25 protein-coding genes are annotated in these 26,274 nt (G+C 70.6%); 14 read left to right on the top strand and 11 right to left on the bottom strand.

Annotated elements, in window-relative coordinates; translation table 11 throughout:
* Positions 1 to 19: 19 nt before the first annotated feature.
* Together ABT095_RS08915 and ABT095_RS08910 are read left to right on the top strand one after the other, a co-directional pair.
* Positions 20 to 1,000 carry a YihY/virulence factor BrkB family protein gene (locus tag ABT095_RS08915; protein WP_350528626.1) on the top strand — a complete coding sequence of 327 codons (981 nt, stop codon included), beginning with the start codon at positions 20 to 22 and terminating at the stop codon, positions 998 to 1,000.
* 54 nt (positions 1,001 to 1,054) lie between these two features.
* On the top strand, positions 1,055 to 1,930 hold the full coding sequence (locus ABT095_RS08910) for a class I SAM-dependent methyltransferase (protein WP_350528625.1): 876 nt from the start codon (positions 1,055 to 1,057) through the stop codon (positions 1,928 to 1,930).
* Positions 1,931 to 1,972: 42 nt separating this feature from the next.
* On the opposite strand, the gene ABT095_RS08905 is transcribed toward ABT095_RS08910, so the two are convergent.
* On the bottom strand, positions 1,973 to 3,229 hold the full coding sequence (locus tag ABT095_RS08905) for a D-alanyl-D-alanine carboxypeptidase family protein (protein ID WP_502884839.1): 1,257 nt from the start codon (positions 3,227 to 3,229) through the stop codon (positions 1,973 to 1,975).
* Between the two features lie 141 nt (positions 3,230 to 3,370).
* Here ABT095_RS08905 and ABT095_RS08900 point away from each other — a divergent pair, with 141 nt between their 5' ends.
* On the top strand, positions 3,371 to 3,622 hold the full coding sequence (locus ABT095_RS08900; protein ID WP_350528624.1) for an SCO4848 family membrane protein: 252 nt from the start codon (positions 3,371 to 3,373) through the stop codon (positions 3,620 to 3,622).
* Between the two features lie 19 nt (positions 3,623 to 3,641).
* Here the strand turns inward: ABT095_RS08900 and ABT095_RS08895 are convergent, their stop codons facing one another.
* Positions 3,642 to 4,490: a hypothetical protein gene (locus ABT095_RS08895; RefSeq protein ID WP_350528623.1), complete on the bottom strand. Its 849-nt coding sequence runs from the start codon at positions 4,488 to 4,490 to the stop codon at positions 3,642 to 3,644.
* A 3-nt stretch (positions 4,491 to 4,493) separates the two neighbouring features.
* Positions 4,494 to 5,063 (bottom strand): RNA polymerase sigma factor, encoded by a 570-nt coding sequence (locus ABT095_RS08890; protein ID WP_350528622.1) that lies wholly within the window; start codon positions 5,061 to 5,063, stop codon positions 4,494 to 4,496.
* 385 nt (positions 5,064 to 5,448) lie between these two features.
* Here ABT095_RS08890 and ABT095_RS08885 point away from each other — a divergent pair, with 385 nt between their 5' ends.
* On the top strand, positions 5,449 to 7,038 hold the full coding sequence (locus ABT095_RS08885) for a hypothetical protein (protein ID WP_350528621.1): 1,590 nt from the start codon (positions 5,449 to 5,451) through the stop codon (positions 7,036 to 7,038).
* Positions 7,039 to 7,092: 54 nt separating this feature from the next.
* On the opposite strand, the gene ABT095_RS08880 is transcribed toward ABT095_RS08885, so the two are convergent.
* The 4 genes from ABT095_RS08880 to sdhC are packed head-to-tail and all read right to left on the bottom strand — an operon-like array spanning position 7,093 to position 10,523.
* Positions 7,093 to 7,866, bottom strand: a complete 774-nt coding sequence (locus tag ABT095_RS08880) for a succinate dehydrogenase iron-sulfur subunit (protein ID WP_350528620.1) — start codon at positions 7,864 to 7,866, stop codon at positions 7,093 to 7,095.
* Positions 7,866 to 9,608: a succinate dehydrogenase flavoprotein subunit gene (sdhA, locus tag ABT095_RS08875; protein WP_350528619.1), complete on the bottom strand. Its 1,743-nt coding sequence runs from the start codon at positions 9,606 to 9,608 to the stop codon at positions 7,866 to 7,868. The genes ABT095_RS08880 and sdhA overlap by 1 nt, the downstream gene beginning before the upstream one ends.
* Before the next feature lie 31 nt (positions 9,609 to 9,639).
* Positions 9,640 to 10,137, bottom strand: coding sequence for a succinate dehydrogenase hydrophobic membrane anchor subunit (locus ABT095_RS08870; protein WP_350528618.1), 498 nt, complete (start codon positions 10,135 to 10,137; stop codon positions 9,640 to 9,642).
* 5 nt (positions 10,138 to 10,142) lie between these two features.
* Positions 10,143 to 10,523: a succinate dehydrogenase, cytochrome b556 subunit gene (sdhC, locus tag ABT095_RS08865; RefSeq protein WP_350528617.1), complete on the bottom strand. Its 381-nt coding sequence runs from the start codon at positions 10,521 to 10,523 to the stop codon at positions 10,143 to 10,145.
* A 243-nt stretch (positions 10,524 to 10,766) separates the two neighbouring features.
* Here sdhC and ABT095_RS08860 point away from each other — a divergent pair, with 243 nt between their 5' ends.
* Positions 10,767 to 11,474, top strand: coding sequence for a hypothetical protein (locus tag ABT095_RS08860; protein WP_350528616.1), 708 nt, complete (start codon positions 10,767 to 10,769; stop codon positions 11,472 to 11,474).
* A 28-nt stretch (positions 11,475 to 11,502) separates the two neighbouring features.
* On the opposite strand, the gene ABT095_RS08855 is transcribed toward ABT095_RS08860, so the two are convergent.
* The 3 genes from ABT095_RS08855 to ABT095_RS08845 all read right to left on the bottom strand — a co-directional run bounded on the left by ABT095_RS08855 (position 11,503) and on the right by ABT095_RS08845 (position 15,207).
* Positions 11,503 to 12,027 carry a 2-oxo-4-hydroxy-4-carboxy-5-ureidoimidazoline decarboxylase gene (locus ABT095_RS08855; protein ID WP_502884843.1) on the bottom strand — a complete coding sequence of 175 codons (525 nt, stop codon included), beginning with the start codon at positions 12,025 to 12,027 and terminating at the stop codon, positions 11,503 to 11,505.
* A 289-nt stretch (positions 12,028 to 12,316) separates the two neighbouring features.
* Complete coding sequence (locus ABT095_RS08850) at positions 12,317 to 13,057, bottom strand: SDR family oxidoreductase (protein WP_350528615.1); 741 nt, start codon at positions 13,055 to 13,057, stop codon at positions 12,317 to 12,319.
* 113 nt (positions 13,058 to 13,170) lie between these two features.
* Positions 13,171 to 15,207, bottom strand: coding sequence for a S53 family peptidase (locus tag ABT095_RS08845; protein ID WP_350528614.1), 2,037 nt, complete (start codon positions 15,205 to 15,207; stop codon positions 13,171 to 13,173).
* Positions 15,208 to 15,591: 384 nt separating this feature from the next.
* Between ABT095_RS08845 and ABT095_RS08840 the strand changes: the two genes are divergently transcribed.
* The 9 genes from ABT095_RS08840 to ABT095_RS08800 all read left to right on the top strand — a co-directional run bounded on the left by ABT095_RS08840 (position 15,592) and on the right by ABT095_RS08800 (position 25,229).
* A complete protein-coding gene (locus tag ABT095_RS08840) occupies positions 15,592 to 16,836 on the top strand; it encodes an amidohydrolase (protein WP_502884838.1) in 1,245 nt (414 codons plus the stop codon).
* 240 nt (positions 16,837 to 17,076) lie between these two features.
* Positions 17,077 to 18,150 carry a BMP family lipoprotein gene (locus tag ABT095_RS08835; RefSeq protein ID WP_350528613.1) on the top strand — a complete coding sequence of 358 codons (1,074 nt, stop codon included), beginning with the start codon at positions 17,077 to 17,079 and terminating at the stop codon, positions 18,148 to 18,150.
* 334 nt (positions 18,151 to 18,484) lie between these two features.
* Positions 18,485 to 20,011 carry an ABC transporter ATP-binding protein gene (locus ABT095_RS08830; RefSeq protein WP_502884842.1) on the top strand — a complete coding sequence of 509 codons (1,527 nt, stop codon included), beginning with the start codon at positions 18,485 to 18,487 and terminating at the stop codon, positions 20,009 to 20,011.
* A gap of 4 nt (positions 20,012 to 20,015) precedes the next feature.
* Positions 20,016 to 21,167, top strand: a complete 1,152-nt coding sequence (locus ABT095_RS08825; RefSeq protein ID WP_350528612.1) for an ABC transporter permease — start codon at positions 20,016 to 20,018, stop codon at positions 21,165 to 21,167.
* Positions 21,164 to 22,432, top strand: a complete 1,269-nt coding sequence (locus ABT095_RS08820; RefSeq protein ID WP_350528611.1) for an ABC transporter permease — start codon at positions 21,164 to 21,166, stop codon at positions 22,430 to 22,432. The genes ABT095_RS08825 and ABT095_RS08820 overlap by 4 nt, the downstream gene beginning before the upstream one ends.
* Positions 22,429 to 22,824: a cytidine deaminase gene (locus ABT095_RS08815; RefSeq protein WP_350528610.1), complete on the top strand. Its 396-nt coding sequence runs from the start codon at positions 22,429 to 22,431 to the stop codon at positions 22,822 to 22,824. The genes ABT095_RS08820 and ABT095_RS08815 overlap by 4 nt, the downstream gene beginning before the upstream one ends.
* Positions 22,825 to 22,909: 85 nt before the next feature.
* Entirely contained in the window at positions 22,910 to 24,187 is a 1,278-nt protein-coding gene (locus tag ABT095_RS08810; protein ID WP_350528609.1) for a thymidine phosphorylase, read from the top strand.
* A gap of 60 nt (positions 24,188 to 24,247) precedes the next feature.
* Positions 24,248 to 24,709 (top strand): hypothetical protein, encoded by a 462-nt coding sequence (locus tag ABT095_RS08805; protein ID WP_350528608.1) that lies wholly within the window; start codon positions 24,248 to 24,250, stop codon positions 24,707 to 24,709.
* 70 nt (positions 24,710 to 24,779) lie between these two features.
* Positions 24,780 to 25,229: a hypothetical protein gene (locus tag ABT095_RS08800; RefSeq protein WP_350528607.1), complete on the top strand. Its 450-nt coding sequence runs from the start codon at positions 24,780 to 24,782 to the stop codon at positions 25,227 to 25,229.
* A gap of 130 nt (positions 25,230 to 25,359) precedes the next feature.
* Here ABT095_RS08800 and ABT095_RS08795 read toward each other — a convergent pair whose 3' ends face one another.
* A complete protein-coding gene (locus tag ABT095_RS08795) occupies positions 25,360 to 26,256 on the bottom strand; it encodes a serine hydrolase (RefSeq protein ID WP_350528606.1) in 897 nt (298 codons plus the stop codon).
* Between the last annotated feature and the right edge of the window lie 18 nt (positions 26,257 to 26,274).

The raw sequence follows: 26,274 nt of genomic DNA, 5'->3' as shown, positions 1-26,274 counted from the left end.
CGCCGCTATACAAGGTGGGGTGAGCCTGCTCGCGGCCGTCTGGCCGGTCGGATTCGGAGTGCCCGTGGAGAGACTGGCCAAGCTGCCGGTGATCGGCCCGCTCGTCCGGTGGCTCCTGGCCACCCGGGCCTGGCGCACCTACGCGCACTTCACGGACGCCAAGGGCAACCGGCTGGCCGGGGCCGTCACCTTCTTCGGCTTCCTGGCGCTCTTCCCGCTGCTCACCGTCGCCCTGGCGGTGGCCGTGGCCACCCTCAACGGCTCCCAGGTGCACCGGCTGCAGACCAAGATCTCCGATCAGCTGCCGGGGCTGTCCGACTCGCTCAACCTCCCCGGCCTGATCGACAACGCCGGCACGGTCGGGGCGATCAGCGGCGTACTGCTGCTGCTCTCCGGCCTCGGCTGGGTCGACACCATGCGCGGCTCGATCCGGGACGTCTGGCGGCTGCCCGAGGAGGACGGCAACCCGGTGCTGCGCAAGGGCTGGGACTGCGTGGTGCTCGGCGGCCTCGGCCTGGTCACCGCCGTCTCGCTCGGCGCCTCGGCCGTGGCCACCCAGCTCGCCCACCGGCTGGCCGACGCGATCGGCGTGGGCGGCACGGCCGGCCGCTACCTGCTGGGCGCGGCAAGCTACCTGATCGCCGTCCTCGCCGACACCGCCCTCTTCGCGTACCTGCTGGCGCCCTTCCCCCGGATCGCCGGCCAGCCCCGGCGGGAGGTGCTGGGCGGGGCGCTGATCGGGGCGGTGGGCTTCGAAGTGCTGAAGATCCTGCTCTCCTCGTACCTCGGCTCGGTGGCGACCAAGAACATCTACGGCGCCTTCGGCACGCCGATCGCGCTGCTGCTGTGGATCAACTTCGTCAGCCGCCTGCTGATGTACTGCGTCTCCTGGACGGCCTTGGCGGACCCGGCCGCGGCCCGCCGCCGGGAGGCCGACCAGGCCAGGGCGGTTCTCGCCAAGGACCTTGACCCCCTGCCCAACGAGGGCGGAAGTGACTAGGATCACGGCACCAGCGCCCCTACCCCTGTCGGGCGCTTCCCTTGGAGATAGCCCGTGACCAGCTCCACTCCCGCTGTTCCGCGCACCCCCGACGACGTCCCCGGCTGGTTCTGGAAAGTCGACCAGGACGTCTTCAGCTGGTTCCTCGACCGGCAGACCGAGAACGGCGTGACCGGCAACATCCTCGAACTCGGCACCTACCTCGGCCGGAGCGCCATCCTCCTGGGCCGGCACCTGCGCGAGGGCGAGTCCTTCACCATCTGCGACCTCTTCGACTCGGACGCTCCGGACGAGGAGAACTCGGCCGAGATGGAGATGTCCTACCGCAAGACGCTCACCCGCAAGGCCTTCGAGACCAACTACCTGGCCTTCCACGAAGAGCTGCCGACCGTCATCCAGGCCCCGACCTCGGTGCTCGCCGACGGGCGGATCCCGGCGGGCAGCTGCCGCTTCGTGCACATCGACGCCTCGCACCTGTACGAGCACGTCAGCGGTGACATCCGGGTGGCCCGGGACGCCCTGGCCAAGGACGGCCTGGTCGTGCTCGACGACTACCGTTCGCTCCACACCCCCGGGGTCGCGGCCGCCGTCTGGGAGGCCGTGGCGGACGCCGGGCTGAAGCCGGTCTGCCTGACGCCGGAGAAGTTCTACGGCACCTGGGGCGACGCGGAGGCCGCCAAGGCGGACTTCCTCGCCAAGGGCTGGCCCGTCGCCGAGGGCTACAAGATCAGCGAGGACGTGATCGCGGGCGGCACCGTCCACCGCATCACCTGGACCGAGCCGGCCAAGTCCCCCGCCCCGCAGCCCACTCCGGCCCCCGCCGCGGCCCCGCGCCCCCAGCGCTCCGCCGCCCGCCGCCTCGCCCTCGACCTGCTCCCCCCGGTGGCCACCCGCGCCATCCGCCGCACCCTCGCCGCCCGCAGGGGCTGAACCACGTCCCTCCGGGGGCACTGCTCCCCGGGGGCCGCTGCGCTAGCGCCGTCGCACGGCCGTGGCTCCCACCGGGCCGTTCTCCGGCACGGACAGGGCGGGTACGGCCCGCCGGCGGCGTTGGCGGCGGCGTTGGCGGCGGCGGGCCCGCAGCCGCAGGCCGGCCGCCAGCAGGGCCACGCCTGCGACGGCGGTGCCCCACCAGGCCATCGCTCCGGTGCTGCTGCCCTCGACCGCGGCCTGGGCCGCCGCCGGGTGGGCGACGGCCGGCACGGCGGGGGAGGGCTTCCCGCCACCGGCCGCGGCGGCCGCCGGCGCCGGGGTGGCGGCAGCGGCGGTGTCCTCCGCCAGCAGGCCCACGGCCTGGATGTGCCCGGCCGCCGCGAAGCCCCAGTCGAGCAGGGCCGCCGTCTCCTCGTAGACCTTCATGTACGAGTCGGGGTGCATCACCGTCACCAGCAGGGACCGTCCGTTCCGGACGGCGGCGCCGGTGAAGGTGGATCCGGCGTTGGTGGTGTAGCCGTTCTTGACCCCGATCAGCCCCGGGTAACTGCCCAGCAGCCGGTCGGTGTTGGCGATGCCGAAGCTGCTCCGCTGCCCGGTGGCCTTGTCCAGGGCGCCGGGGAACTGCGCGTCCCGCGTGCCGCAGTAGGCCCGGAAGTCGGCGTTGCGCATCCCGGCCCGGGCGAACAGCGTGAGGTCGTACGCCGAGGAGACCTGCCCGTCGGTGTCGTAGCCGTCGGGCGACACCACGTGGGTGTCCCGGGCCTGGAGGGAGTCGGCCCGGGCCTGCATCTGGGCGACGGTCTGCTCGATGCCGCCGTTCATGTGGGCGAGCACGTGCACGGCGTCGTTGCCGGAGGAGAGGAAGACCCCGCGCCAGAGGTCCTCGACCCGGTAGTCCAGGTCCTCCTTGATGCCGACCAGGCTGCTGCCCTGCCCGAGCCCGGTGAGCTCGGCCGGGGCCACGTGGTGCACGGTGGCGCGGTCGAACTTCGGCAGCACGGTGTCGGCGAAGAGCATCTTCAGGGTGCTCGCCGGGGGCAGTTTCAGATGGGCGTTGTACGCGGCCAGCACCTCACCGGTCGCGGCGTCGGCCACCAGCCAGGACTGGCCGGTCAGGCCGGTGGGCAGCGCGGGCGCCCCGGCCAGCGGGGCGACCTGCACCCCGGCCTGCCCGAGCCGTTGCCCGCCGACCGCCACGGGCGGCGGCCCCTCACCCGGGGCCGCCGCACAGCAGAGCGAGACCGCCGCGGCCACGGCGCCGCAGCGAAGAACGAGACCACTTGCCTTCAGCACCGACGGAACGTACCCGCACCGGCCCCCCGCCCGACTGCCGCGCCGGTACCGTCCCCCGCACGAGTGCCCCCGCTTGGCCCGTCCGGCCTACTGCGCATACTGGAGGCCGACCACTGTGCCCGCTCCACCGAGGACTGCCCCATGAAACTCAGCCGCCGCACCTCCTGGTTCCTCACCGCGTTCGGCGTGTGGTCCCTGATCATCTGGACCACTTTCGTGAAGAACCTGTGGAGGGACTCCGGCCACCAGGCCTTCACGGGCGGTGACCACTCCCACCCCACCGCCTTCTTCTGGGTCCACCTGGCCCTCGCCGTCACCTCCTTCGTCCTCGGCGCTCTGGTCGGTACGGTCGGCATCCGAGGACTGCGCGCCGCCCGCCCGGCGGCCCGGTAGTCACCGGACCTCGGAAGCCTCAACCGCCGGAGCGGTTGTGCGTCGTTCTGGGTACCGGCGCCCATCCCTGAAGCTCCTGGAACAGCGGTGGCTCGGGCAGTGGGCGGCTCCGGACCGAGCGGCCTCGGGCACGTACGACCCGGACGTCCGAGGCCCAGCCGGAGGCACCGGGAGTGCCGGCGGCCCGTGGCCAGGAGGAAGCGATGTCGAGGACGGCCTCCTCGGCGACGTCCACGAGCTGCTCGGTGAAGGCCTGCTCCACCTCCTCGGGCGCCGCCGCCGGCCTGGAGGTCTGACTGTGCGGCAGCCGGTCGAGGCCGACCTCCGTGTCCCGGGCCCGGGTGCGCCAGAGCCCGGCGCGGTCGGCGCGGCCGGTCGCGGTGTAGTGGATGGCCAGGAAGTGGGCCGCCAGCGGGTCCTCGGCTCCGGCGGCCACGCCCCACCACAGCTCCGCCGAGACGGGGTGGCCCAGCCAGTACATCAGGCACCCCACCACGGTGGCCGACTCCACGTGCCCTCCCAGGATGAAGTCGTCCAAGGCTTGCGGCGACGCCTCGCCCACCACAGCCGTGCACAACTGCACCAGGTCGCGGTGGAGGTCCCGGTGGAGATCCTCCCGGCCTGCGATCGCGGTCAGATCCGGTTGCTGCCGAGCCGCCGGGGCGCGGACCGTCGGCGAGGGACTGTTCGAGGCCGCCCGGGGGGCCGCCGGGGGCCGCTCGGCTCGGAGGGTGGGGCGGGTGGCGGTCGATCGCTCCCCGGCCATGATGCGCTCGGCGAGCTGACGGGTGAACTCCACCGGATCATGCTGTTCGAACTCCTGCTCCAGGTCGTCGGCCTGACGCTTCAGCAGCTTGTGGATGTCCATGGCTCAGTTCCCCTGTTGTTCGTCGTCCTGGAGGGTGGTGAGCAGGTGCTCCAGGTGGCGGGTGGCGAGGCTGTAATAGGTCTTGGCGGTGCTCTGCGCGATGTCCAGCACCGCCCCGATCTGCGCGTAGTCCATCTCGTGGCGGCGCAGCCGGACCACCTCGGCCTGCACCGGGTGGGTCTTGGCGAGCTCGTCGATCGCCCAGCGCAGCGCGTCGAGCTCGACTAACTGGTCCATCGCCTCGTGACCGGTCGTGTCCGGTCGCGGCTGGCGCGCGAGGTGGACGGCCTTCTCGTCCTGGCGCCGACGGCTGCGATGGAGGTTCGCGATCTCGTCCCGGAGGATCTTCCACGCGAAGGCCTGGATCGCCTCCGGGCTCGGGAGCCCCAGAGCCACGTCCCACTTCTCGAACAGCTTGGCTCCCGTGTTCTGCACGGCGTCCTGGGCGTCGGCCTTGTTGCCCAGGCGGTCGAGCGCGAAAGGCAGCCAGCGCCGGTGCTGCTCCTCGAAGAACACCGCGAACTGCGGGCCGAGGGCTCCGACCGGGTCGTGCTGCAGAGGGATCTGACGCACGGCTCCCCCCTTCTTGACGGTGGTGACCGGTGCACCGCGCGGTGCACCGGAGCCCCAGCGGGGCTCGTCATGGGTACCGTTCGGGAACGAGGGTTTGTTGACCTGATCCGCCGATCAGTTTCTAACACTGTGTTAGATCGCGACTGCGATCCGTGCCGACCAGCGCATTTGCCGCCCCGGAGGACGATGCCCGGGGTGTCCGTGTGGCGCAGGTCACAGCATTTCGAGGATTGGGCGCAGGCCGGTTTGACCGTGCAGCGGCAGGTCCTGTAAACGGCGCCGGTCGCTGCAAAAGCGATTGCCCCACGGGCTCGGGCCCTGCCAGGATCTTCACGCCGTACGCACATCGCGTACGCACCGTCAGTTCTCAGGGGTGGGAGTGCTCGTGCCACGTTCTTCTGTTCTGCTGGCCTCGGCCGCCGTCGTCGCGCTGTCGGCCGGGGTGATCGGTGCGCCGGTCGCGAGTGCGGCGGCGCCCGTGCCGGTGGTGAGTGATCCGAAGGCGGCGCCCGTCCCGGGCTTCGCCGCGACCGGTCTGCACACCCAGGGCTGCGAGCCGGGGGAGACGCCGGGCTGGGTGGGGTCCAAGGACGTCACCCTGGCCGTCGGGGTGCAGTCCCAGGACGCCGCCACCGCGCGCTTCTCCGTGCGCGACGAGCGCACCGGGCAGGCCGTGAAGACCACCGCCCCGGTGGCCGACGGAGCTGCGAGCATCAAGCCGGGCAACCTGGCGGACGGCCGCACCTTCGCCTGGCAGGCCCAGGCCCTCACCGCCCACGCCACGGGCAAGCCGACGCCTTGGTGCAGCTTCCGGGTCGACACCACGGCCCCGGGCAGTGCGGTGGTCAGCTCCACCGACTTCCCCGCCGACGGCCCGTCCGGCAAGTACGCGGGCCAGTACGGCAGCTTCACCTTCACCGCCGCCGACCCCGCCCCGGCCACCGGCCGCGCCTCGGGTATCGCCTGCTACCACTACGTCCTCCAGGGCACCCTGAGTGTGGGCGGCACCTGCCAGGACACCGACGCGGTGATGGCCGGTCCGGACGGCAGCGCGACGCTCCAGATCCGCCCGACCGACTGGGGTACGAACACACTCAAGGTCCAGGCGGTGGACAACGCGGGCAACGTGTCGTCCCCCGTGAGCTACACCTTCTACGCGCGGTCGAACCCCAATCCGCCGAACACCCTGGGCGACGTGGACGGCGACGGAGTGCCGGACATCCTGCTGCCGGATTCGGCGGGCAACCTGCAGATCATCAGCGCGGCGGCACACGACACCACCCCGAGTTCGGTCGTGCCCGCCGCCCGCGCGGCCAGGTCGACGGGCTGGACGGGTGCACAGCTGGCCCACCGTGGCTCCGACGGGGCCCATGCACCGATGGATGACCTGCTCGTGCACTATCCGGGTGCCGGCTCTCTCCTCGAGTACCGGAACATGGATCAGGGCGGCTTCGCCGGTGGGTGGAACGAGGTGGGGCGCTACAACTCGGCTTATCCGTCGGAGGACTGGTCCCAGGTCGATCAGCTGGTGGTCCTCGGTCCCCTGGACGGACCGTACCGCCCTGCCATGATCACGGTTGAGAACGGTGACCTCTGGTTCTCCGACTACTACGACTCCGCCCAGCACGTCCTGCAGCTCAGCACCACCGGCACCTGGTCCGGCTACGACCTGATCGCCCCCGGCAAGCAGGCCGACGGCTCGCTGCTGATCTGGTCCCGGGAGAAGGCCACCGGCACCCTGCGCAGCTACCGGGCCGTACTCGGCACCGACGGCACGTACGACTTCTCGGCGCTCGCCGACCCGGCCGGCGGCGCCGTGATCGGGAGCTTCCCGGTGGCCGACTACCCGGTGGTGGGCAGCTCCGGTGACGGCAACGGGGACGGCAGGCCGGACCTGTACGCCGTCACGGCGGCGCGGCACCTGCTGACCTTCGACGGGGTGGCGGCCCCGAAGGACCTCGGTCTGCTGAAGTGAAACGACTGAGGGCCCGTCCGGAGGAATCCGGACGGGCCCTCAGTCATGGGCTGACTAGAAGCGACGGGTGACCAGCGCCCGCTTCACTTCCTGGATCGCCTTGGTGACCTCGATGCCGCGGGGGCAGGCCTCGGAGCAGTTGAAGGTGGTGCGGCAGCGCCACACGCCCTCACGGTCGTTCAGGATCTCCAGGCGCTGCTCGGCACCCTCGTCACGCGAGTCGAAGATGAAGCGGTGCGCGTTGACGATCGCGGCCGGGCCGAAGTACTGGCCGTCGTTCCAGAAGACCGGGCAGGACGAGGTGCACGCGGCGCACAGGATGCACTTGGTGGTGTCGTCGAAGCGCTCGCGGTCCTCGGCCGTCTGCAGACGCTCACGCGTCGGCTCGTTCCCCTTGGTGATGAGGAACGGCATGACGTCCTTGTACGCCTGGAAGAACGGGTCCATGTCCACGATCAGGTCCTTGAGGACCGTCAGGCCCTTGATGGCCTCGATCGTGATCGGCTTCTCCGGGTTCACGTCCTTGATCAGGGTCTTGCAGGCCAGACGGTTGCGGCCGTTGATCCGCATCGCGTCCGAGCCGCAGATCCCGTGCGCGCAGGAACGGCGGTAGGTGAGGGTGCCGTCCTGCTCCCACTTGATCTTGTTGAGCGCGTCCAGGACGCGCTCCTTCGGGTCCATCTCCAGCTGGTAGTCGACCCACACCGGGTCCGGGTGCTCCTCCGGGTTGAACCGGCGGATCCGGAAGGTGACGGTGATCAGCTTGGTGGCGCCCGACTCGGCCGCGTCCAGAGCGGCCGAGTGCTTCTCCACGGTCGGAGTGCTCATCAGTACTTACGCTCCATCGGCTGGTACCGGGTCGTGACGACCGGCTTGTAGTCGAGGCGGATGGAGGTGGAGCCGTCGGCGGCCACCTCCTGGTACGCCATGGTGTGCAGCATGAACTTCTTGTCGTCGCGGGTCGGGAAGTCCTCGCGGTAGTGACCGCCGCGGGACTCCTCGCGGGCCAGCGCGGAGACGGCCAGGACCTCGGCCAGGTCGAGCAGGTTGCCCAGCTCCACGGCCTCCAGGAGGTCCGTGTTGTAGCGGGTGCCCTTGTCCTGGATCGCGACGTTCTTGTAGCGCTCCTTGAGCGCCGCGATGTCGGTGACGGCGGCCTTCAGGGTGTCGCCGGTGCGGTAGACCATGGCGTTGGTGTCCATGGTCTCCTGCAGCTCCTTGCGGATCTGCGCGACGGACTCGGTGCCGGTGGAGTCGCGCAGGCCGTCGACCAGCGCCTGCACTTTCTCGGCCGGGTTGTCCGGGAGCTCGACGTACTCGTTGACGTTGGCGTAGTCGGCGGCGGCGATGCCCGCGCGACGGCCGAAGACGTTGATGTCGAGCAGCGAGTTGGTGCCCAGGCGGTTGGCGCCGTGCACCGAGACGCAGGCGACCTCGCCGGCCGCGTACAGGCCCGGGACGATCTCCGTGTTGTTGCGCAGGACCTCACCCTCGACGTTGGTCGGGATGCCGCCCATGGCGTAGTGCGCGGTGGGCTGGATCGGGATCGGGTCCGTGTAGGGCTCGATGCCGAGGTAGGTGCGCGCGAACTCGGTGATGTCCGGGAGCTTCGCGTCCAGCTGCTCCGGCGGCAGGTGGGTGAGGTCCAGGTACACGTGGTCGCCGTCCGGGCCGCAGCCGCGGCCTTCGCGGATCTCGGTGTAGATGGCGCGCGAGCAGACGTCACGGGACGCGAGGTCCTTCATGACGGGGGCGTAGCGCTCCATGAAGCGCTCGCCGTCCTTGTTGCGCAGGATGCCGCCCTCGCCGCGCGCACCCTCGGTGAGGAGGATGCCCATGCGCCAGATGCCCGTCGGGTGGAACTGGAAGAACTCCATGTCCTCCAGCGGCAGGCCGCGGCGGTAGACCAGGGCCTGGCCGTCACCGGTGAGGGTGTGGGCGTTGGAGGAGACCTTGAAGAACTTGCCGGTGCCGCCGGAGGCGAAGACGACCGACTTGGCCTGGAAGACGTGGATCTCGCCGGTGGCCAGCTCGTAGGCGACGACGCCCGCGGTCTTGCCCTCGTTGATGAGCAGGTCGAGGACGTAGAACTCGTTGAAGAACTCCACGCCCTCCTTGACGCAGTTCTGGAACAGCGTCTGGAGGATCATGTGGCCGGTGCGGTCCGCCGCGTAGCAGGAGCGGCGCACGGGCGCCTCACCGTGGTTGCGGGAGTGACCGCCGAAGCGGCGCTGGTCGATCCGGCCCTGCTCGGTGCGGGAGAAGGGCAGACCCATCTTCTCCAGGTCGAGGACGGCGTCGATGGCCTCCTTGCACATGATCTCGGCGGCGTCCTGGTCGACCAGGTAGTCACCACCCTTGACCGTGTCGAAGGTGTGCCACTCCCAGTTGTCCTCCTCGACGTTGGCGAGGGCGGCGCACATGCCGCCCTGGGCCGCGCCGGTGTGGGACCGGGTGGGGTAGAGCTTGGTCAGCACCGCGGTGCGGGTGCGCTTCGTCGACTCGATGGCCGCGCGCATACCCGCGCCACCGGCGCCGACGATGACGGTGTCGTACTTGTGAATCTGCATGAGTGTCAGTCGCCTCTGGGTTCTACGCCGATTAGATGTTCGGGTCGAAGGTGAAGATCACCAGGGTGCCGAGCAGGACCGTGAAGACGGTCGCGGCACCCATCAGGGTCTTCAGCCAGAGACGGGTCGAGTCCTTCTCGGCGTAGTCGTTGATGACCGTCCGCATGCCGTTGGCGCCGTGCAGCATGGCGAGCCACAGCATCAGGAGGTCCCAGCCCTGCCAGAACGGCGAGGCCCAGCGGCCGGCCACGAAGGCGAAGCCGATCTTGGAGACGCCGCCGTCGAGCACCAGCATGATCAGCAGGTGGCCGAGGATCAGGAAGACCAGCACGACACCCGAGAGGCGCATGAAGAGCCAGGCGAGCATCTCGAAGTTGGTCCGCGTGCGGCGGGGGGTCTTCTTCGAGCGGGCGCGGGGCGGCTCGACCACGAAGTTGTCGGCCGGGTTGCCGGTGCCGAGGCCCTGGCCGGTGTGGGCCTGGGCGGAGGGGACGGTGATGGCGTCCGAGTACTTGTAGTCCGTCGACATGTCCGTCACTTCCCGAACCACGTAGTCAGGGTGTGCTGCAGGATCGGGTAGAAGGCGCCGGCCAGCAGGACGACCCAGACGCCGACGACGGTCCAGAGCATCTGCTTCTGGTACTTCGGGCCCTTGGACCAGAAGTCGACGGCGACGACGCGCAGGCCGTTCAGGGCGTGGAACAGGATGGCGGCGGTGAGGCCGTACTCCATCAGGTTCACGAGCGGCGTCTTGTAGGTCTGGATGACCGAGTCGTACGCCTGCGGCGAGACCCGCACCAGTGCGGTGTCGAGGACATGGGCGAACAGGAAGAAGAAGATGAGGACGCCGGTGACTCGGTGAGCCACCCAACTCCACATGCCTTCCCGGCCGCGGTACAGCGTTCCAGCCGGCACGGAAAACCCTCCGGAAGCGGATTGGGGGCTCGGCCGGCTTCGGTGTCGGTCAGCCCGGCCGGGTACGGTCCACCGGCCGCGAGCATCCTATCGACGCCGCGAGGCGGAACGCCTCCGGGGGTGTCAGGTGTGATCCATCAGGCACGCATGGCCTAACAGAATCGGGAACCAAACGGTCTTTGGTCACTCACCGTGTTCATCTCGCTGCGTTACGGTGTCGGCTCCATGCTCCGCTGACACCCAGTGAGGACCACCGTGCCGCTGCACCGCTTACTCCCCGCCCTGACCCTCGCCCTCCCGCTCGCCGCGGGCTGCACCACCGTGGGGGTCTCGGCCGACCGGGCCGCCGCGCCGCGGGAGCTGACGGCGGCGCAGCTGAGGGCGGCCGCGGTCACCGGGCCGGAGCTCGGCTCCGGCTACGCCGTGACGGTGATGACCCCTGGCCCGGCCAATCCGGGGGAGGGGGCGGACCGGGAGAAGGCCGACGTGCCCGCCTGTCAGCCCGTCCTGGACGCGGTGGCCCCGGCCTCCGGGTCGGTGGTCGAGACGGATCTGAACATCGCCCGTTCGGCGGACGCCAAGGCGGGCGTCTATGCGGGGCTGCTGGCCTTGGCTCCCGGTCGGGCGGCGCAGTTGCAGGGGCAGTTGGACAAGGTGCTGGCCCAGTGCGGCAGCTTCACCTCGGTGGCACCCGGTCACAAGGGCCGCAACCGGCACCGGCTCAGCAAGGCCGACACGCCCACGGTGGAGGGAGCCGAGGCGGTCTCCGCCTTCACCCTGACGAATGAATCGGGCGGCACCGTGCTCAGTCAGCACGCGGTGCTGGCCCGCGCCGGGACGGCGCTCGCGGTCTTCTCGACGGTCGGCACGGCGAAGGAGCCGGCCCCGGCGCCGGATCCGCACGTGGTGCAGACCCAGGTCGCGAAGCTGCAGAAGGCCCAGCGGTCGTAGCGCGCCCCCGCGCGCCACGGCCACCGGGTCAGGCCGAGCAGTGGGTGGCCACCAGGTGCTCGAGCCGGGTCAGGGCGATCCGGCGGAGTTCGTCGGCGGCGACCAGGCGCTCTTCGTCGGGGTCGTTGGTGAGCCGGGTCCGCAGGGCGGAGAGGACGGAGTCGAGCATCTCCTCCGGGGCGATGCCGTCCAGGCAGACCACGAAGACGTGGCCGAACCTGGCCTCGTACGCCGCGTGGGCGGCGCGCAGGGCGGTGTGGGCGGCCTGGCTGCCGGGGGCCCGCATGCCGAGCAGGGGCTGCGGCATCCAGCTCTCGTCGGCCAGGGCCTCGGCGAGGTCCGCCGGGCGGAGGTCGTAGGAGGCCTCGCTCGCGGCGGCGAGCAGGGACTCTATGTCGGGGTAGGGGCGGTGGGCGGCCAGTCGCAGCGCCCAGCGGTGGCTGCCGCAGCAGGCCAGCAGGGCCTCCTCGGCGGCGCCGGGGTCGGCCTCGTTGAAACGGTGAAGCCCGAGCAGGGACGGCGTCAGCAGGGGCTTGAGCCGCTGTGACGGGATGTCGCTGGCCAGCGGGTCCTCCTCGTGAGGGCGGGAAGGTGTGGGTGCTCCACAGCAAGCATGGGGCACCGGCTGGAGGCGGTGCGGTGGCGCGACGTGCCGGAACCAAGTGCTCCGGGCCGGCGTGGACGCCGGTGCCCATGCGGTGCGGGGCGCCCCCGGCCGGGCAGCGGCACCACGGTAGTTGAGGGGTAATCAGTTGGGGAGGGAGCGCGCCGAATTCACCCGATCGAGGTATCAAGTTGTGACGTTGACACCCACCGGTCAGCTCCCTCCCCATCCGGCGGGGTCAGGCGCGGTGCACCTTGTGGTTGGCGGCCTGGGCCCGGGGGCGGACCACCAGCAGGTCGATGTTCACGTGCGAGGGCCGGGTGACCGCCCAGGAGACGGTGTCCGCGATGTCCTCGGAGGTGAGCGGGGCGTCCACGCCGGCGTAGACGGCGGCGGCCTTGGCCTCGTCGCCGCGGAAGCGGGTGACGGCGAAGCCCTCGGACTTGACCATGCCGGGGGCGATCTCGATCACCCGGATCGGCTCGCCGTTCAGCTCGAGGCGCAGCGTCCCGGCGACGGAGTGCACGGCGGCCTTGGCGGCCACGTAACCGCCGCCGCCCTCGTACGGCGCCAGCGCGGCGGTGGAGGACATGATCAGCACGGTGCCGTCCCCGGTGGCCCGCAGGGCGGGGAGCAGCGCCTGGGTCACGTGCAGCACGCCGAGCACGTTGGTCTCGTACATGGCCCGCCAGTCGGCCGGGTCGCCCGCCTCGACGTACTCGGCGCCGAGCGCGCCGCCCGCGTTGTTGACCAGCACGTCCACCCGGCCGACCTCGGCGGCGAAGGCGTCCACGGCCGCCCGGTCGGTGACGTCGAGCGTATAGGCCCGGCCGCCGAGCTCCTTGGCGAGCTCCTCGATCCGCTCGGTGCGGCGGGCGGTCAGCACCACCTCGAAGCCGTCGGCGGCCAGTCGGCGGGCGGTCGCCGCCCCGATGCCGCTGCTGGCGCCGGTGACGACGGCCACCTTCTGCTCGGTCATGGTCTCTCCCAAGGGGATGTGGGGTGTCGGGATGTCGGTGGACCGATCATCTCAACAAAGCCGAAGCGGCCCGGAGCTTCGGGAGCTCCGGGCCGCTTCTCCATCACCTGGGGTCAGTGCTTGTAGGTGAAGGACTTGAAGAAGTAGCGGCCGTCGGGGGAGCCCACGCCGGTCGCGGTGTCGTAGCCCTTGCCGGCGGACAGGCCGTAGTCGGCCGCCACCTTGTACAGGCGGACCTTGAGCACACCGTTGATGGTGCCGAGGTCGACGACGTTGCCGAACTTGTTGTGCACGGCGGAGTCGTTGACGTCGTGGAAGGCCTTGGAGCCCGCACGGTCGTAGATCGCCGGGTTGGCGAAGCCGATCGGACGGCCGCCACGGGCCTCGATGGCGTCGGCCAGCAGACCGGCCGTCTCCGGGGCGGAGACGGAGGTGCCGCCGTAGCCGCCCTCGCTGTAGTTGCCGCCCTCGGTGAAGCCCACCAGGGTGGCGGCGACCAGGTCACCGCTCATCGCGATGTCCGGGGTGGCCCGGCGCGGGGTGGCGGCCTTGGAGCCGTCGGCCGCGGTCATCGAGATGCTGTCGGAGACGACACCCTTCTGGTACCAGGGCTGCTCGAAGTCCTTGGAGACGCCGCCGCCACCACCGAAGTAGAAGAAGCCGGGCATCGGGGACCAGGACTTCTGGTCGGCCGAGAGCACCGAGCGCTGGTCACCCATGGAGACCTCGTGCCCGTACTGGCCGGCCTTGTTGCCGAGCTCCAGGGTGGTGCCACCGACCGAGGTGACCCACGCGGAGGAGGACGGCCAGTCCGTCTGCGCCTGGTTGGTGTCGGTCTGGCAGTTCGCACCGGTGGCCGCGGCCGTCGGGGAGCTGTCGCCGCAGTCACCGGCGGAGAAGGTGAAGCCGATGCCCTCGATGGCGCCGAGCTGGAAGATCTGCTCGTCGGCCTTGACGACCGCCGGGTCGATGTCCCCGCTCTTGCCGTGCATGATCTCGCCCCACGAGTTGGAGACGATGTCGGCGAGGTGGTTGTCGACCACGTTCGCCATGGCGGCGTTCAGGTCGTCGTCGTAGCAGGAGTTGGCACCGACGTAGGTGACGTTCGCGTTGGGGGCGAAGGCGTGCACCATCTCGACGTCGAGCGCCTCCTCGCCGGCCCAGCCGGCCGGGCCGCCGCAGTCGTCCTGGTGGACCCACTTGTCCGGGGTGACGACCTCGTTGTACTGCCCGGCGGCGAACGGCTGGTCGCCGTGCAGCGTCGAGAAGTGGTTGGCGTCCTGCTCCATGGTGGACAGGCCGTACGCGTCGATGATCGCGACGCGGGCGCCCTTGCCGGTCACGCCGGCGGTGTCCACGCTGTAGGCCTTGCGCAGCTGCGAGGGGATGTACGAGCAGGGAGCGAAGGGCTCGTTCTTCTCGTAGCCTTCCGGCGCGCCGTTGGCGGGCTTGGTGCCGTAGCCCTTGTCCGAGCAGGTCGGAGTGGTCGGCAGCGACGGGCCCTTGGACTGCGGGGCGGCCTTCGCCTCGGCGCTCTTGACCGAGGTGGCGAAGGAGACGTTCTTGTGCGCCGCGGCGGACAGGCCGCCGACGGCCAGCACCGAGCCCGCCACGGAGGCGGGGACCACGGCGTCCTGGACCGGAGCGGTCTGGGTGCCCTGGGCGGTGCGGTACGCGTGGAAGGAGGTGCCGAACGCCTTGGAGAGCGCGGCGGTGGAGCCCGAGACCTGCACGTAGTGCGCGGTGGTCTCGGTGACCTTCAGGCCGGCGCCGGTCACCCAGTCGGTGACGGACTTGACCTGGGCCTTGGTGGCGCCGAAACGGGCCTTGGCCTCGTCGGTGGAGACGAACTTGCCGTAGGACGGCGAGTTGACGTCGGAGACGGCCTTGGCCAGGGCGGCCAGACCGGCCTGGTCCTGGCCGGCCAGGTAGATGCGGGCCGTGGCGGGAGTCGCGTCGGCGACGGCACCGGCGTCGGCCTGGGCGCTGGCCCACAGGGGGTGGCTGCCGAGGAGCTGCTTGGCGGTCTGCTCACCGACCGGGGTGGCGGCGAGGGAGGGGCTGGCGACCGCGAGAGTTCCCAGGATCAGAGCGGTGGCGGCGGGAGCCGCGACGGCTATCCGGGAGAGCCGGCTGCGTGCTGCTGGCACGTGGGTTCCCCACTTCTCGTTCGATGGGTTCCGTCTGCGCGCCTTCGTGAGGGCAGGACGGACCAGATCCAGGGCGGAGAGCCCGCCAGGATCTGGGAATTGACTGGGAGTTGTCTATTAGGACAAGAGCACGAAGCTCAAGAGCGCGGACCAAAGCTTTGCCAGCACATGACCCCCCGGCCCTTCCCCTGTCACGTGGACGCGCGTAGCTGGATCGGCTCCGTGTCCCTGGTGGGGCACCGGTCGTTGCACAGGACGGTGATCATCGGGAAGGCGGGCCGAAACGTGAAGTCATACCCAGCTGCCGGGCCGGTAAGCATGCGAGTTGGCGCCTCTCTTCCGGAAGTCCCGCCAAACGCCGCTCACCGGCCTACGATTGTTGAGGTGAACCCGCATCAGCGCGCCGAGCAGGCGCCTCGTAGTGCTACCCGTTCCGACCTCCGGGCCCGGGTCCGCTCGTACGAGGCCGAACTGATCGCCCTCCGCCGTGACCTGCACCAGCACCCGGAGCTCGGCCGCCAGGAGTTCCGCACCACCCGGCTACTGCGCGAGCGCATGCTGGCCGCCGGACTCACACCGAAAATCCTGCCCGGCGGGACGGGGATGACGGTCGACATCCTGCCGCCCGGCCACCGCAAGGGCGCCCCGCTGCTCGCCTTCCGGGCCGACATCGACGCGCTGCCGATCGAGGACGCCAAGAACGACGCCCCCTACCGCTCCACGGTTCCGGGCCGGGCGCACGCCTGCGGGCACGACGTGCACACCTCGGTGGTGCTCGGCACCGCCCTGGTGCTGGCCCAGGCGGCCCGGGCGGGGGAGCTGAAGCAGGGCGTGCGGCTGGTCTTCCAGCCGGCCGAGGAGGTGATGCCCGGCGGCGCGCTGGACGTCATCGCGGCGGGTGGCATGGACGGGGTCGGCCGGATCTTCGCGGTGCACTGCGACCCGAAGGTGCAGGTCGGCCGGATCGGCCTGAAGGCCGGCGCGATCACCTCGGCCTGCGACCAGCTCAAGCTGAGCCTGGAGGGCCCCGGCGGCCACACCGCCCGGCCGCACCTGACCACCGACCTGGTCACCGCGATCGCCCGGATGGCGGCCGACCTGCCGCCCGCGCTCGGCCGCCGGATGGACCCGCGCTGGGGTGTCAGCCTGGTCTGGGGCCGGATCGCCTCCGGCTCGGCCTCCAACGTCATCCCCCAGCGGGCCGAGCTGGAGGGCACCGTCCGCTGCCTGGAGCTGGCGGGCTGGCGGGAGGCCCCCGAGGCGCTGCACGAGCTGATCGCCCGGATCGCCGAGACCTACCGGGCCAAGTGGACCCTGGACTACCACCGCGGCGTGCCGCCGGTGGTCAACGAGAAGGCCTCGGTCGAGCAGCTGGACACCGCGATGACCGCCCGCTTCGCGGCCGGGGCCGGCCCGGTGGTGGAGCCCACCGAGCAGAGTCTCGGCGGGGAGGACTTCTCCTGGTACCTGGAGCACGCCCCGGGCGCGCTGGCCCGGCTCGGTGTCCGCGCCCCGCACGACACCACCGTGCGTGACCTGCACCAGGGCAACTTCGACGTGGACGAAAGGGCAATCGCCATCGGCGTGGAGCTGTTCTGCTCGCTGGCCCTCGAGCACGGGAGGGTCTGAGGAGACGGGCGCGTCTGAGGCCCTCTTGAGGGGAACGGCGCGTAGGGTGTTCACTCACTACCACTCGGTAGTGACATCCAGGTTGGTCGGGTGTGGGGGTATGTCCGGATTCGTCCGGGTGTAGCACCACATTTTGATAACAACCCGAATGCCCTCGCAGGCCGTAACACAACCGTGTTCTACGCGCGTTACGGTGGCGCTCGACCACGCCAATCGGGTGTGTGAGAAGGAGATACTCCCTTGCGCCGTTCACTGAAGCTCGCCGCGGTCGTGCTCTCGGGTTCCCTGGGCATTGCCTCGCTCGCCGCTTGCGGCGCAAAGAGCACCGACAACACCTCGTCCTCCGCCTCGGCCGGGGCCGGTGGCACGTCCAGCCTCAAGGTCGGTATGGCCTACGACATCGGCGGCCGTGGCGACCAGTCGTTCAACGACTCCGCCGCCCGTGGTCTGGACAACGCCAAGGCCAAGCTGGGCGTCCAGGTCAACGAGGCCGAGGCCAAGACCGGTGAGGCGGAGGCCGACAAGGAGAGCCGCCTGACCAGCCTGGTCCAGGCCGGCTACAACCCGGTCATCGCCGTCGGCTTCGTCTACCAGACCGCCGTCGAGAAGGTCGCCAAGGACAACCCGAACGTCAAGTTCGCGATCATCGACTCCGCCTCCACCACCCAGCCGAGCAACGTCACCTCGCTGACCTTCTCGGAGCAGGAGGGCTCGTACCTGGCCGGTGTGGCCGCCGCACTGAAGACCCAGAAGAAGCACGTCGGCTTCATCGGCGGTGTGCAGTCCGAGCTCATCAAGAAGTTCGAGGCCGGTTTCAAGGCCGGTGTGAAGTCGGTCGACCCCAGCATTCCGGTCGAGACCACCTACCTCACCACCCCGCCGGACTTCAGCGGCTTCAACGACCCGGGCAAGGGCAAGGAGGCCGCGCAGGGCCAGCTGGACAAGCAGGCGGACGTGATCTACTCCGCCGCCGGCTCCTCCGGCTCCGGCGCCATCGAGGCCGTCGCCAACAACTCCGCCTTCAAGGCGTGGGCGATCGGTGTCGACTCCGACCAGGCCAGCCAGCCCGCGCTGAAGAAGTACGCCGGTTCGATCCTCACCTCGATGGTGAAGAACGTCGACACCGCCGTCTACAAGTACATCGAGGCTGCCAAGAACGGCACCCCGCTGACCGGCGTGGTCAACTTCGACCTCAAGGCCAACGGTGTCTCCCTGGCCACCACCGGTGACCACATCAACGACATCAAGGCCCAGCTGGACAAGGCCGCGACGTCCATCACCTCGGGTGCCACCAAGGTCCCGACCGCTCCGTGATCTGACGCCCACCCGCAGATCGAGCAGCTGAGCAGCTGACAGGGAGGGGCCCGGCTAGGTGCGCCTTGTGCGCACCTTCCGGGCTCCGCCCTTTCTGCCCCCACGCATTCCCCACGGTCTTCCCCTTCGCTTCCTGGCCCGCAACGACGCGCCTCCAGACCACCAGGAGATCGCCATCACCGCTTCCGATCCCGTCCCGAACAAGGGCGGCACCCCCAGCGCGGGGACGGCGGCACCGGCCGTCGAACTGCGCGGCATCACCAAGCGCTTCCCCGGCGTCGTGGCCAACCACGACATCGACATCACCGTGAACCGCGGCACGGTGCACGCCCTGATGGGCGAGAACGGCGCCGGCAAGTCGACGCTGATGAAGATCCTCTACGGCATGCAGAAGCCGGACGAGGGCACCATCGCGATCGACGGCGAGCTGGTCGAGTTCAACACTCCCGGCGACGCCATCGCACGCGGCATCGGCATGGTGCACCAGCACTTCATGCTGGCCGACAACCTGACGGTCTGGGAGAACGTCGTCCTGGGCGGCGAGAAGCTGCACGGGATAGGAGCCAAGGCCAAGGCCCGGATCAAGGAGATCTCCGAGCAGTACGGCCTGGGCGTGCGCCCGGACGCGCTGGTCGAGGACCTGGGCGTGGCCGAGCGCCAGCGGGTCGAGATCCTCAAGGTGCTCTACCGCGGCGCCCGCATCCTGATCCTGGACGAGCCCACCGCCGTCCTGGTGCCGCACGAGGTGGACGCGCTCTTCGGCAACCTGCGCGAGCTCAAGGCCGAGGGCGTCACCGTCATCTTCATCTCGCACAAGCTGCACGAGGTGCTCTCCGTCGCGGACGCGATCAGCGTCATCCGCCGCGGCACCACCGTCGGCGACGCCGACCCGGCGAACGTGACCGCCCGCCAGCTGGCCGAGATGATGGTCGGCGCCGAGCTGCCCTCCCCGGAGAGCCGCGAGTCGACCGTCACCGAGACCGAGATGCTCAAGGTCGAGGGCCTCAGGATCGCCAAGGCCGACATCGAGGGCATCGAGCGCGTCGTCCTGGACGACATCTCGCTCACCATCCACAAGGGCGAGATCCTCGGCATCGCCGGGGTCGAGGGCAACGGCCAGGCCGAGCTGGTCGAGGCCATCATGGGCATGCTGCCGCTGGACGCCGGCACCGTCGTCCTGGACGGCGCCGACCTCTCCGGCTCGCTCACCCGGGCCCGCCGCGAGGCCGGCATCGGGTACATCCCCGAGGACCGCCACCGCCACGGCCTGCTGCTCGAGGCCCCGCTCTGGGAGAACCGCATCCTCGGTCACGTCACCGAGGACCCCAACTCCAAGGGCTTCCTGCTCGACCCGGCCGGCGCCCGCAAGGACACCCAGCGGATCGTCGAGGAGTACGACGTCCGCACCCCCGGCATCGAGGTCACGGCCGCGTCGCTCTCCGGCGGCAACCAGCAGAAGCTGATCATCGGCCGCGAGATGAGCCACAACCCCAAGCTGCTGATCGCCGCCCACCCGACCCGCGGTGTGGACGTCGGCGCGCAGGCGCAGATCTGGGAGCAGATCCGCTCCGCGCAGCGCGAGGGCCTCGCGGTGCTGCTGATCTCCGCCGACCTGGACGAGCTGATCGGCCTCTCCGACACCATCCGGGTCATCTACCGCGGCCGCCTGGTCGCCGACGCCGACCCGGCCACCGTCACCGCCGAGGACCTGGGCACCGCGATGACCGGCGCCGCCAAGGGCCACATCGAGTCGGACACCGAGGCGCTGGCCGAGGCCGTCGAGGTCCGCCTCGAGGGCACCGAGGACGCCGTGGCGACCGATTCCGATGATGCCGCCGACGACCAGCAGGCGGGGGAGTAACCCAATGACCAGTCCCAACCCCGCCAAGCGCACGCTGGCCCAGCGGTTCGACGGCGAGCGGATCATGCTCGCGCTCGCTGCCCCGCTGCTGGCCGTGCTGCTCTCGGTGACCATCTGCTCGATCCTGCTGGCCACCTCCGGGCGTGACCCGTTCAAGGCCTTCCAGATCATGTGGGACTACGGCACGGCCTCGGACGGCCAGGTGGCGACCCTCAACCGGGCCACCACCTACTACATTGCCGGTGCCGCCGCCGCCTTCGGCTTCCGGATGAACCTCTTCAACATCGGGGTCGACGGCCAGTACAAGCTCGGCGTGCTCTTCGCCGCGTACGTCGGCAGCCAGGTGGACCTGCCGTCCTTCCTGCAGATCCCGCTGCTGCTGATCGTCGCCATGATCACCGGTGCGATCTGGGCCTCCGTCGCGGGTCTGCTCAAGGTCTACCGGGGCGTCAGCGAGGTCATCTCGACCATCATGCTGAACGCCATCTCGACCGCCGTGGTCGGCCTGCTGCTGGTGCCGGGCATCTTCGCCCCGAAGGTCAGCACCACCAGCAACAGCGTGCAGACCAAGCCGGTCTCCGAGTCCAGCCACTTCCTCTCGTTCGACACGGCGGGTGGCAACCTCTGGGGCTTCATCTTCGTCGCGGCCCTGGTCGGCATCGCCTTCCAGTTCGTGCTGACCCGCACCCGCTTCGGCTTCGACCTGCGCGCCACCGGCCGCTCCGAGACGGCCGCCACGGCCTCCGGCGTCAACGTCAAGCGCATGGTGCTGACCAGCATGGCCGTCTCCGGCGCCATCGCCGGCCTGATCGGTCTGCCGGAACTCACCCAGAGCTCCTACTACTTCGGCCAGAACATCCAGCCGAACCTGGGCTTCATCGGAATCTCGGTGGCCCTGCTCGGCCGCAACACCCCGATCGGCGTCGCCTTCTCAGCGCTGCTCTTCGCCTTCCTCGACGCCTCCAGCGTCAAGCTGCCCCTTAACGGTGACTATCCGCAGGAGATCGTCGCCGTCCTTGAGGGCGCCATCGTCATCTGCGTCGTCATCGCCTACGAGCTGGTGCGCCGTTACGGCCTCAAGCGCCAGCAGCAGAAGGTCGGTGCCGAACTCGCCGCGCAGGCCGCCTCGGCCGCCAAGAAGGAGGTCTCGGCGTGAGTACCGCTACCGCCGCACGCCCGAAGACCCCCGGCTCCGCGCCGGCCAAGAAGGGCAAGCTCTCTCTCCCCGTCGTCCTGCTCCTGGTGGCCGGGGCCCTGGCGCTCTTCTCGGCCGTCGGGATAGTGACCGGCAACCACGGTCTGACCTCCTCCGGCCAGATGGCCGCGGCCCTCGGCTCGGCCGTGCCGATCGCGCTCGCCGGGCTCGGCGGCCTCTGGGCCGAGCGGGCCGGCGTGGTCAACATCGGCCTCGAAGGCATGATGGTCGCGGGCACCTTCTGCGGTGCCTGGGGCGGCTACCTGGTCAGCCCGTGGTTCGGTCTGGTCGCGGGCATGATCGGCGGCGCCCTCGGCGGCCTGCTGCACGCGGTCGTGACCGTCACCTTCGGGGTCGACCACATCGTCTCCGGTGTCGGTATCAACCTGCTGATCCCCGGCATCTGCGCGTACGTCAACAAGATCTACTACAAGGACTACGTGGCCTTCGGCGCGGGCGCCAACCAGTCCCCGCCGGCCGATCCGCTGCCGCTGATCACCATCCCCGGCCTCTCCTCCTGGCTGGACAAGATCGAGGCGCACCACTGGTTCCTGGTCTCGGACCTGGCCGGTGTGACCGGCGGTCTGGTCACCAACCTCTCGGTGGTCACCGTGCTGGCCGCCGTGCTGATCGTCGGCTCGTACTTCGTGCTCTGGCGCACCGTGTTCGGCCTGCGCCTGCGCTCCTGCGGTGAGAACCCGACGGCCGCCGAGTCGCTGGGCGTCAACGTCTACAAGTACAAGTACCTCGCGGTCATCGCCTCGGGTGCCTTCGCGGGCCTGGCCGGCTCGTACCTCTCGCTGGTCGCCGCGCACTTCTACAAGGACGGCCAGACCCAGGGCCGAGGCTTCATCGGCCTCGCCGCGATGATCTTCGGCAACTGGATGCCGGGCGGCCTGGCCGCCGGTGCGGGCCTGTTCGGCTTCACCGACAGCCTCCAGCTGCGCGACGCCGACTCGGTGCACGTCCTGCTGATCACCATCGCGATCGCGATGGCCCTGCTGGCGCTGTGGCAGCTCTACCGCCGCAGGTTCACCGGCGCAGCGATCTCGATCGTGGTGGCCGGCGGTCTGGCCGCCTGGTACTCGCTGACCGACTCGGTGCAGCGTCCGCTGATCGTCGCCACCCCGTACGTGATCACCCTCGTGGTGCTCGCGCTGGCCTCGCAGCGGCTGCGGCCGCCGAAGGCGGACGGGCAGATCTACCGCAAGGGCCAGGGCAAGTGACGACGGCCCCGGTGGTCGACTGGGAGGCCCTGCGGGCCGCCGCGCGCGGCGCGATGGGGCATGCGTACGCCCCGTACAGCAAGTTCCCGGTCGGCGCCGCCGCCCTGGTGGACGACGGACGGACCGTCACCGGCTGCAACGTCGAGAACGCCTCCTACGGGCTCGGGCTGTGCGCCGAGTGCGGGCTGGTCTCGGCACTGCAGATGTCCGGCGGCGGCCGGCTGGTCGCGTTCACCTGTGTGGACGGGGCCGGGGAGCTGCTGATGCCGTGCGGGCGCTGCCGCCAGCTGCTGTACGAGCACGGCGGGCCCGAGCTGCTGGTCGAGCTGGCCTCCGGCGTGAAGCGGATGGCCGAGGTGCTGCCGGACGCGTTCGGCCCGGAGCGGCTCTAGTCTTCAACTCTGTTACGCGCGTAGAGTGTCGTGAGATCAGTACATCTCGCGGCACTCTTCGCGTTTCCCCCCTCTGGAGCAAGACATGGACGCCATCTCCGTCATCCGGACCAAGCGTGACCGGGGCGAGCTGACCGACGCTCAGATTGATTGGGTGATCGACGCCTACACCCGGGGCGAGGTCGCGGACGAGCAGATGTCCGCCCTGGCCATGGCCATCCTGCTGAACGGGATGAACCTCCGGGAGATCAGCAGCTGGACTTCGGCGATGATCCGCTCCGGCGTCCGGATGGACTTCTCCGCGCTCGGCGTGCCGACCTCGGACAAGCACTCCACCGGCGGCGTCGGCGACAAGATCACCCTGCCGCTCGCCCCGCTGGTCGCCGCCTGCGGTGCCGCCGTGCCGCAGCTCTCCGGCCGGGGCCTCGGCCACACCGGCGGCACGCTGGACAAGCTGGAGTCCATCCCCGGCTGGCGGGCGCTGCTCTCCAACGAGGAGATGATGTCGGTGCTGCACGGCACCGGCGCCGTGATCTGCGCGGCGGGCGACGGCCTGGCCCCCGCCGACAAGAAGCTCTACGCCCTGCGCGACGTCACCGGCACGGTCGAGGCGATCCCGCTGATCGCCTCCTCGATCATGTCCAAGAAGATCGCCGAGGGTACGGGTGCGCTGGTGCTCGACGTCAAGGTCGGCTCCGGCGCCTTCATGAAGAACCTCGGCGACGCCCAGGAGCTGGCCCGCACCATGGTCGGCCTCGGCAAGGCCGCCGGGGTCAACACCGTCGCCCTGCTCACCGACATGTCGACCCCGCTCGGCCTCACCGCCGGCAACGCGCTCGAGGTCCGCGAGTCCGTCGAGGTGCTGGCCGGCGGCGGTCCCGCCGACGTGGTCGAGCTGACCCTCGCGCTGGCCCGCGAGATGCTGGCCGCCGCCGGGGTGCACGGCAAGGACCCGGCCGACGCGCTGCGCGACGGCTCCGCGATGGACCACTGGCGCCGCATGATCGCCGCCCAGGGCGGCGACGTGGACGCCCCGCTCCCGGTCGCCCGCGAGCAGCACGTGATCACCGCCCCCGCCTCCGGCGTGCTCACCGCGCTGGACGCGTACGGGGTCGGCGTCTGTGCCTGGCGCCTGGGCGCCGGCCGCGCCCGCAAGGAGGACCCGGTGCAGGCCGGCGCCGGCGTCGAGATGCACGCCAAGCCGGGCGACACCGTGGTGGCGGGCCAGCCGCTGCTGACCCTGCACACCGACACCCCCGAGCGCTACGACTACGCCATCGAGGCGCTGGAGGGCGCGTACACCGTCGCTCCCCAGGGCGCGGACTACACGCCGACCCCGCTGGTGCTCGACCGCATCGCCTGAGCCCGGCTCCCCCTCCCGGCCCGGCACCGCTCGGGCCGGGAGGGCTCGTATGATCGCGCCGTGGACGACTTACGGTTCGCCTTGACGAGCCCTCAGCGGTGGCGGTTGCGGCTGGGCCTGTACCTGCCTCCGCTCGTCCTCTGCTTGCCGTTCCTGCCGGACCACCTGCCGGTGGGGCTGGTCGCCGCGTCGGCTTGGATCCCCGTCGGGCTCTACGTCGCCGACCTCATCCACGGCTCCTCCTGGCTGACCGGGCAAGGGCTGGAGTCGCGCAGTCCGCTGCGCCGCCGTCGGGTGATCCCGTGGACCGACATCGTGACGGTCACGAGCCGGACGTACCAGGGCAGATTCAGCTCTTCGACCGTGGCGCTGGTCCACACGGTCTCCCGCCGACGCCCCCGGCGGGTTCCCGGTCTGATCTGCCACACCCTGGCCGAGAGCGCCGAGTTCGAGCGCGCTTTGCAGGCCATCCGCGTGCGTCAGCGCAGGATGGTCCGTCTGGCCCGCCGGAACCTGCGCTGAGCCGGACCGGCCAGGGCAGCTCCGCCGGATGCCTGGCTGTGGCTTGAACCCCGCCCCTACCATCACGGGCGTGGAGGACATACGGATCGCGCTGCCGGCGCGCCAGCGGAGGCGGTTGCTGATCCGGTTGGGGCTGGCCACGGCGGTGCTGTGCGGGCCGTTCTGGTGGGAGAACTGGGGGGTGGGGCTGCTCGTGACGGCGGTGTGGTCGCCGTTGGCGGCTGGTGGGCTGGGGTGGGTCTTCGGCTCCCTGCTGCTCACTCCGGAGAGCCTGCACCTGCGCGGTCCGCTGCGGCGTCGGGTGGTCCCGTGGACCGAGATCGGCCTGATCACCGAACGGACGACCCACGGCAGGAGCAGCACCTACCGGATCGCCATCGTCTACACCACCGACCGCCCCGGCCCCCGCGTCCTCCCCGGCCTGCGGGCGGACTCCGTGACCGAGGAGCCCGACTTCGAGCGCGCCCTGGCCACCGTCCGCGCGTACCAGCGCGCGGTGGCGCGGCGGCGGTCGTTCTGAGGCCTCCTCCGGCCGGGGAGGGGCGTGCTCCGCCAGGGTCTGTCCGACCGCCGAGGTGAACTGGCTTCACCAGGCTGTTTCGGCGGCGCGGCGCAACAGCGGCAGAGCTGCCCCGGGTCGGCCAGGACGCTCAGCGGCTGAGTTCGGCCACGGCCAGGGCGGTCGCGGTGCCGATGGCGCGGTTGATCGCCGCATCGTCCGCGAGCAGGGGCGAGCGGGTGAAGACCGCGGCGGCGTACCGGCGCCCGTCGGGGTAGGAGACGACGCCGACCTCGTTGCGGATCACGCCGAACAGGCCGCCGCTCTTGGCGGCCACCCGGGCCGGCAGGCGGAAGCCGCTCGCGATGCGGTGCTTGGTCAGCTGCTGGCTCAGCACGGTGCGTACCCGTGCGCAGGCCTCGGCCGGGCCGGCCTGGTCGGTCCAGATCAGCCGCAGGAGTTCGGCCATGTCGCGCGGGGTGGTGCGGGTGCCGCGCTTCGGGTCCAGGGCACGGGAGTTGAGCAGCAGCTCGTCGGCGCGGGCCAGCTCCTCCGGCGAGGCGGTGGCGGCCCAGGCGGCGCCGGTCGCCCAGTCGCGCCGGCCGAGGTCCTCGCCGACGGAGTCGAGCATGGTCCGCAGGTCGGACACGACCAGGGTGTCGGTCAGGCCGAGGCGGGCGGCGGTGGCGTTGACCGCGTCGACACCGACCCGGCCCAGCAGGGCGTCGGTCGCCGGATTGTCGCTGATGGTGAGCATCAGGACGACCAAGTCCCGCCAGGAGACCACCGCGTCGTCCGCGAAGAGCGAGACGCCGACGAAGCCCGGCGTACGGTCGGCGGCGGCCAGCCGTACCGGCTCGCACGGATCCAACCGGCCCTCGGCGAACCAGGTTTCGGCCTCGAGGGCGATCATCACCTTGAACGTCGAAGCGGGGGTGACCAGTTCGTCGGCGCCCAGCACCACCTCGGCGTCGTCGTCCAGCGAGCGGACGCACAACGAGCCGGTACAGCCTGCCTGTTCGAAGACTTCCTGGATGGCGTTCGTCATGCCGCCCATCCTCGCACG

It is taken from the genome of Kitasatospora sp. NPDC002227 (genome assembly GCF_040296285.1).
Taxonomy (GTDB): Bacteria; Actinomycetota; Actinomycetes; order Streptomycetales; family Streptomycetaceae; genus Kitasatospora.
Note: the sequence above shows the minus strand (reverse complement) of the source record. Positions and strands in the feature narration are given on the sequence as shown.

Coding starts and splice junctions, on each gene's coding strand:
- ABT095_RS08880 (WP_350528620.1), bottom strand. CDS start 7,866: ATGAGCACTCCGACCGTGGAGAAGCACTCGGCCGCTCTGGACGCGGCC.
- ABT095_RS08810 (WP_350528609.1), top strand. CDS start 22,910: ATGGACGCCATCTCCGTCATCCGGACCAAGCGTGACCGGGGCGAGCTG.
- ABT095_RS08895 (WP_350528623.1), bottom strand. CDS start 4,490: ATGGACATCCACAAGCTGCTGAAGCGTCAGGCCGACGACCTGGAGCAG.
- sdhA (WP_350528619.1), bottom strand. CDS start 9,608: ATGCAGATTCACAAGTACGACACCGTCATCGTCGGCGCCGGTGGCGCG.
- ABT095_RS08825 (WP_350528612.1), top strand. CDS start 20,016: ATGACCAGTCCCAACCCCGCCAAGCGCACGCTGGCCCAGCGGTTCGAC.
- ABT095_RS08900 (WP_350528624.1), top strand. CDS start 3,371: ATGAAACTCAGCCGCCGCACCTCCTGGTTCCTCACCGCGTTCGGCGTG.
- ABT095_RS08830 (WP_502884842.1), top strand. CDS start 18,485: ATGGGCGAGAACGGCGCCGGCAAGTCGACGCTGATGAAGATCCTCTAC.
- ABT095_RS08870 (WP_350528618.1), bottom strand. CDS start 10,137: ATGTCGACGGACTACAAGTACTCGGACGCCATCACCGTCCCCTCCGCC.
- ABT095_RS08850 (WP_350528615.1), bottom strand. CDS start 13,057: ATGACCGAGCAGAAGGTGGCCGTCGTCACCGGCGCCAGCAGCGGCATC.
- ABT095_RS08795 (WP_350528606.1), bottom strand. CDS start 26,256: ATGACGAACGCCATCCAGGAAGTCTTCGAACAGGCAGGCTGTACCGGC.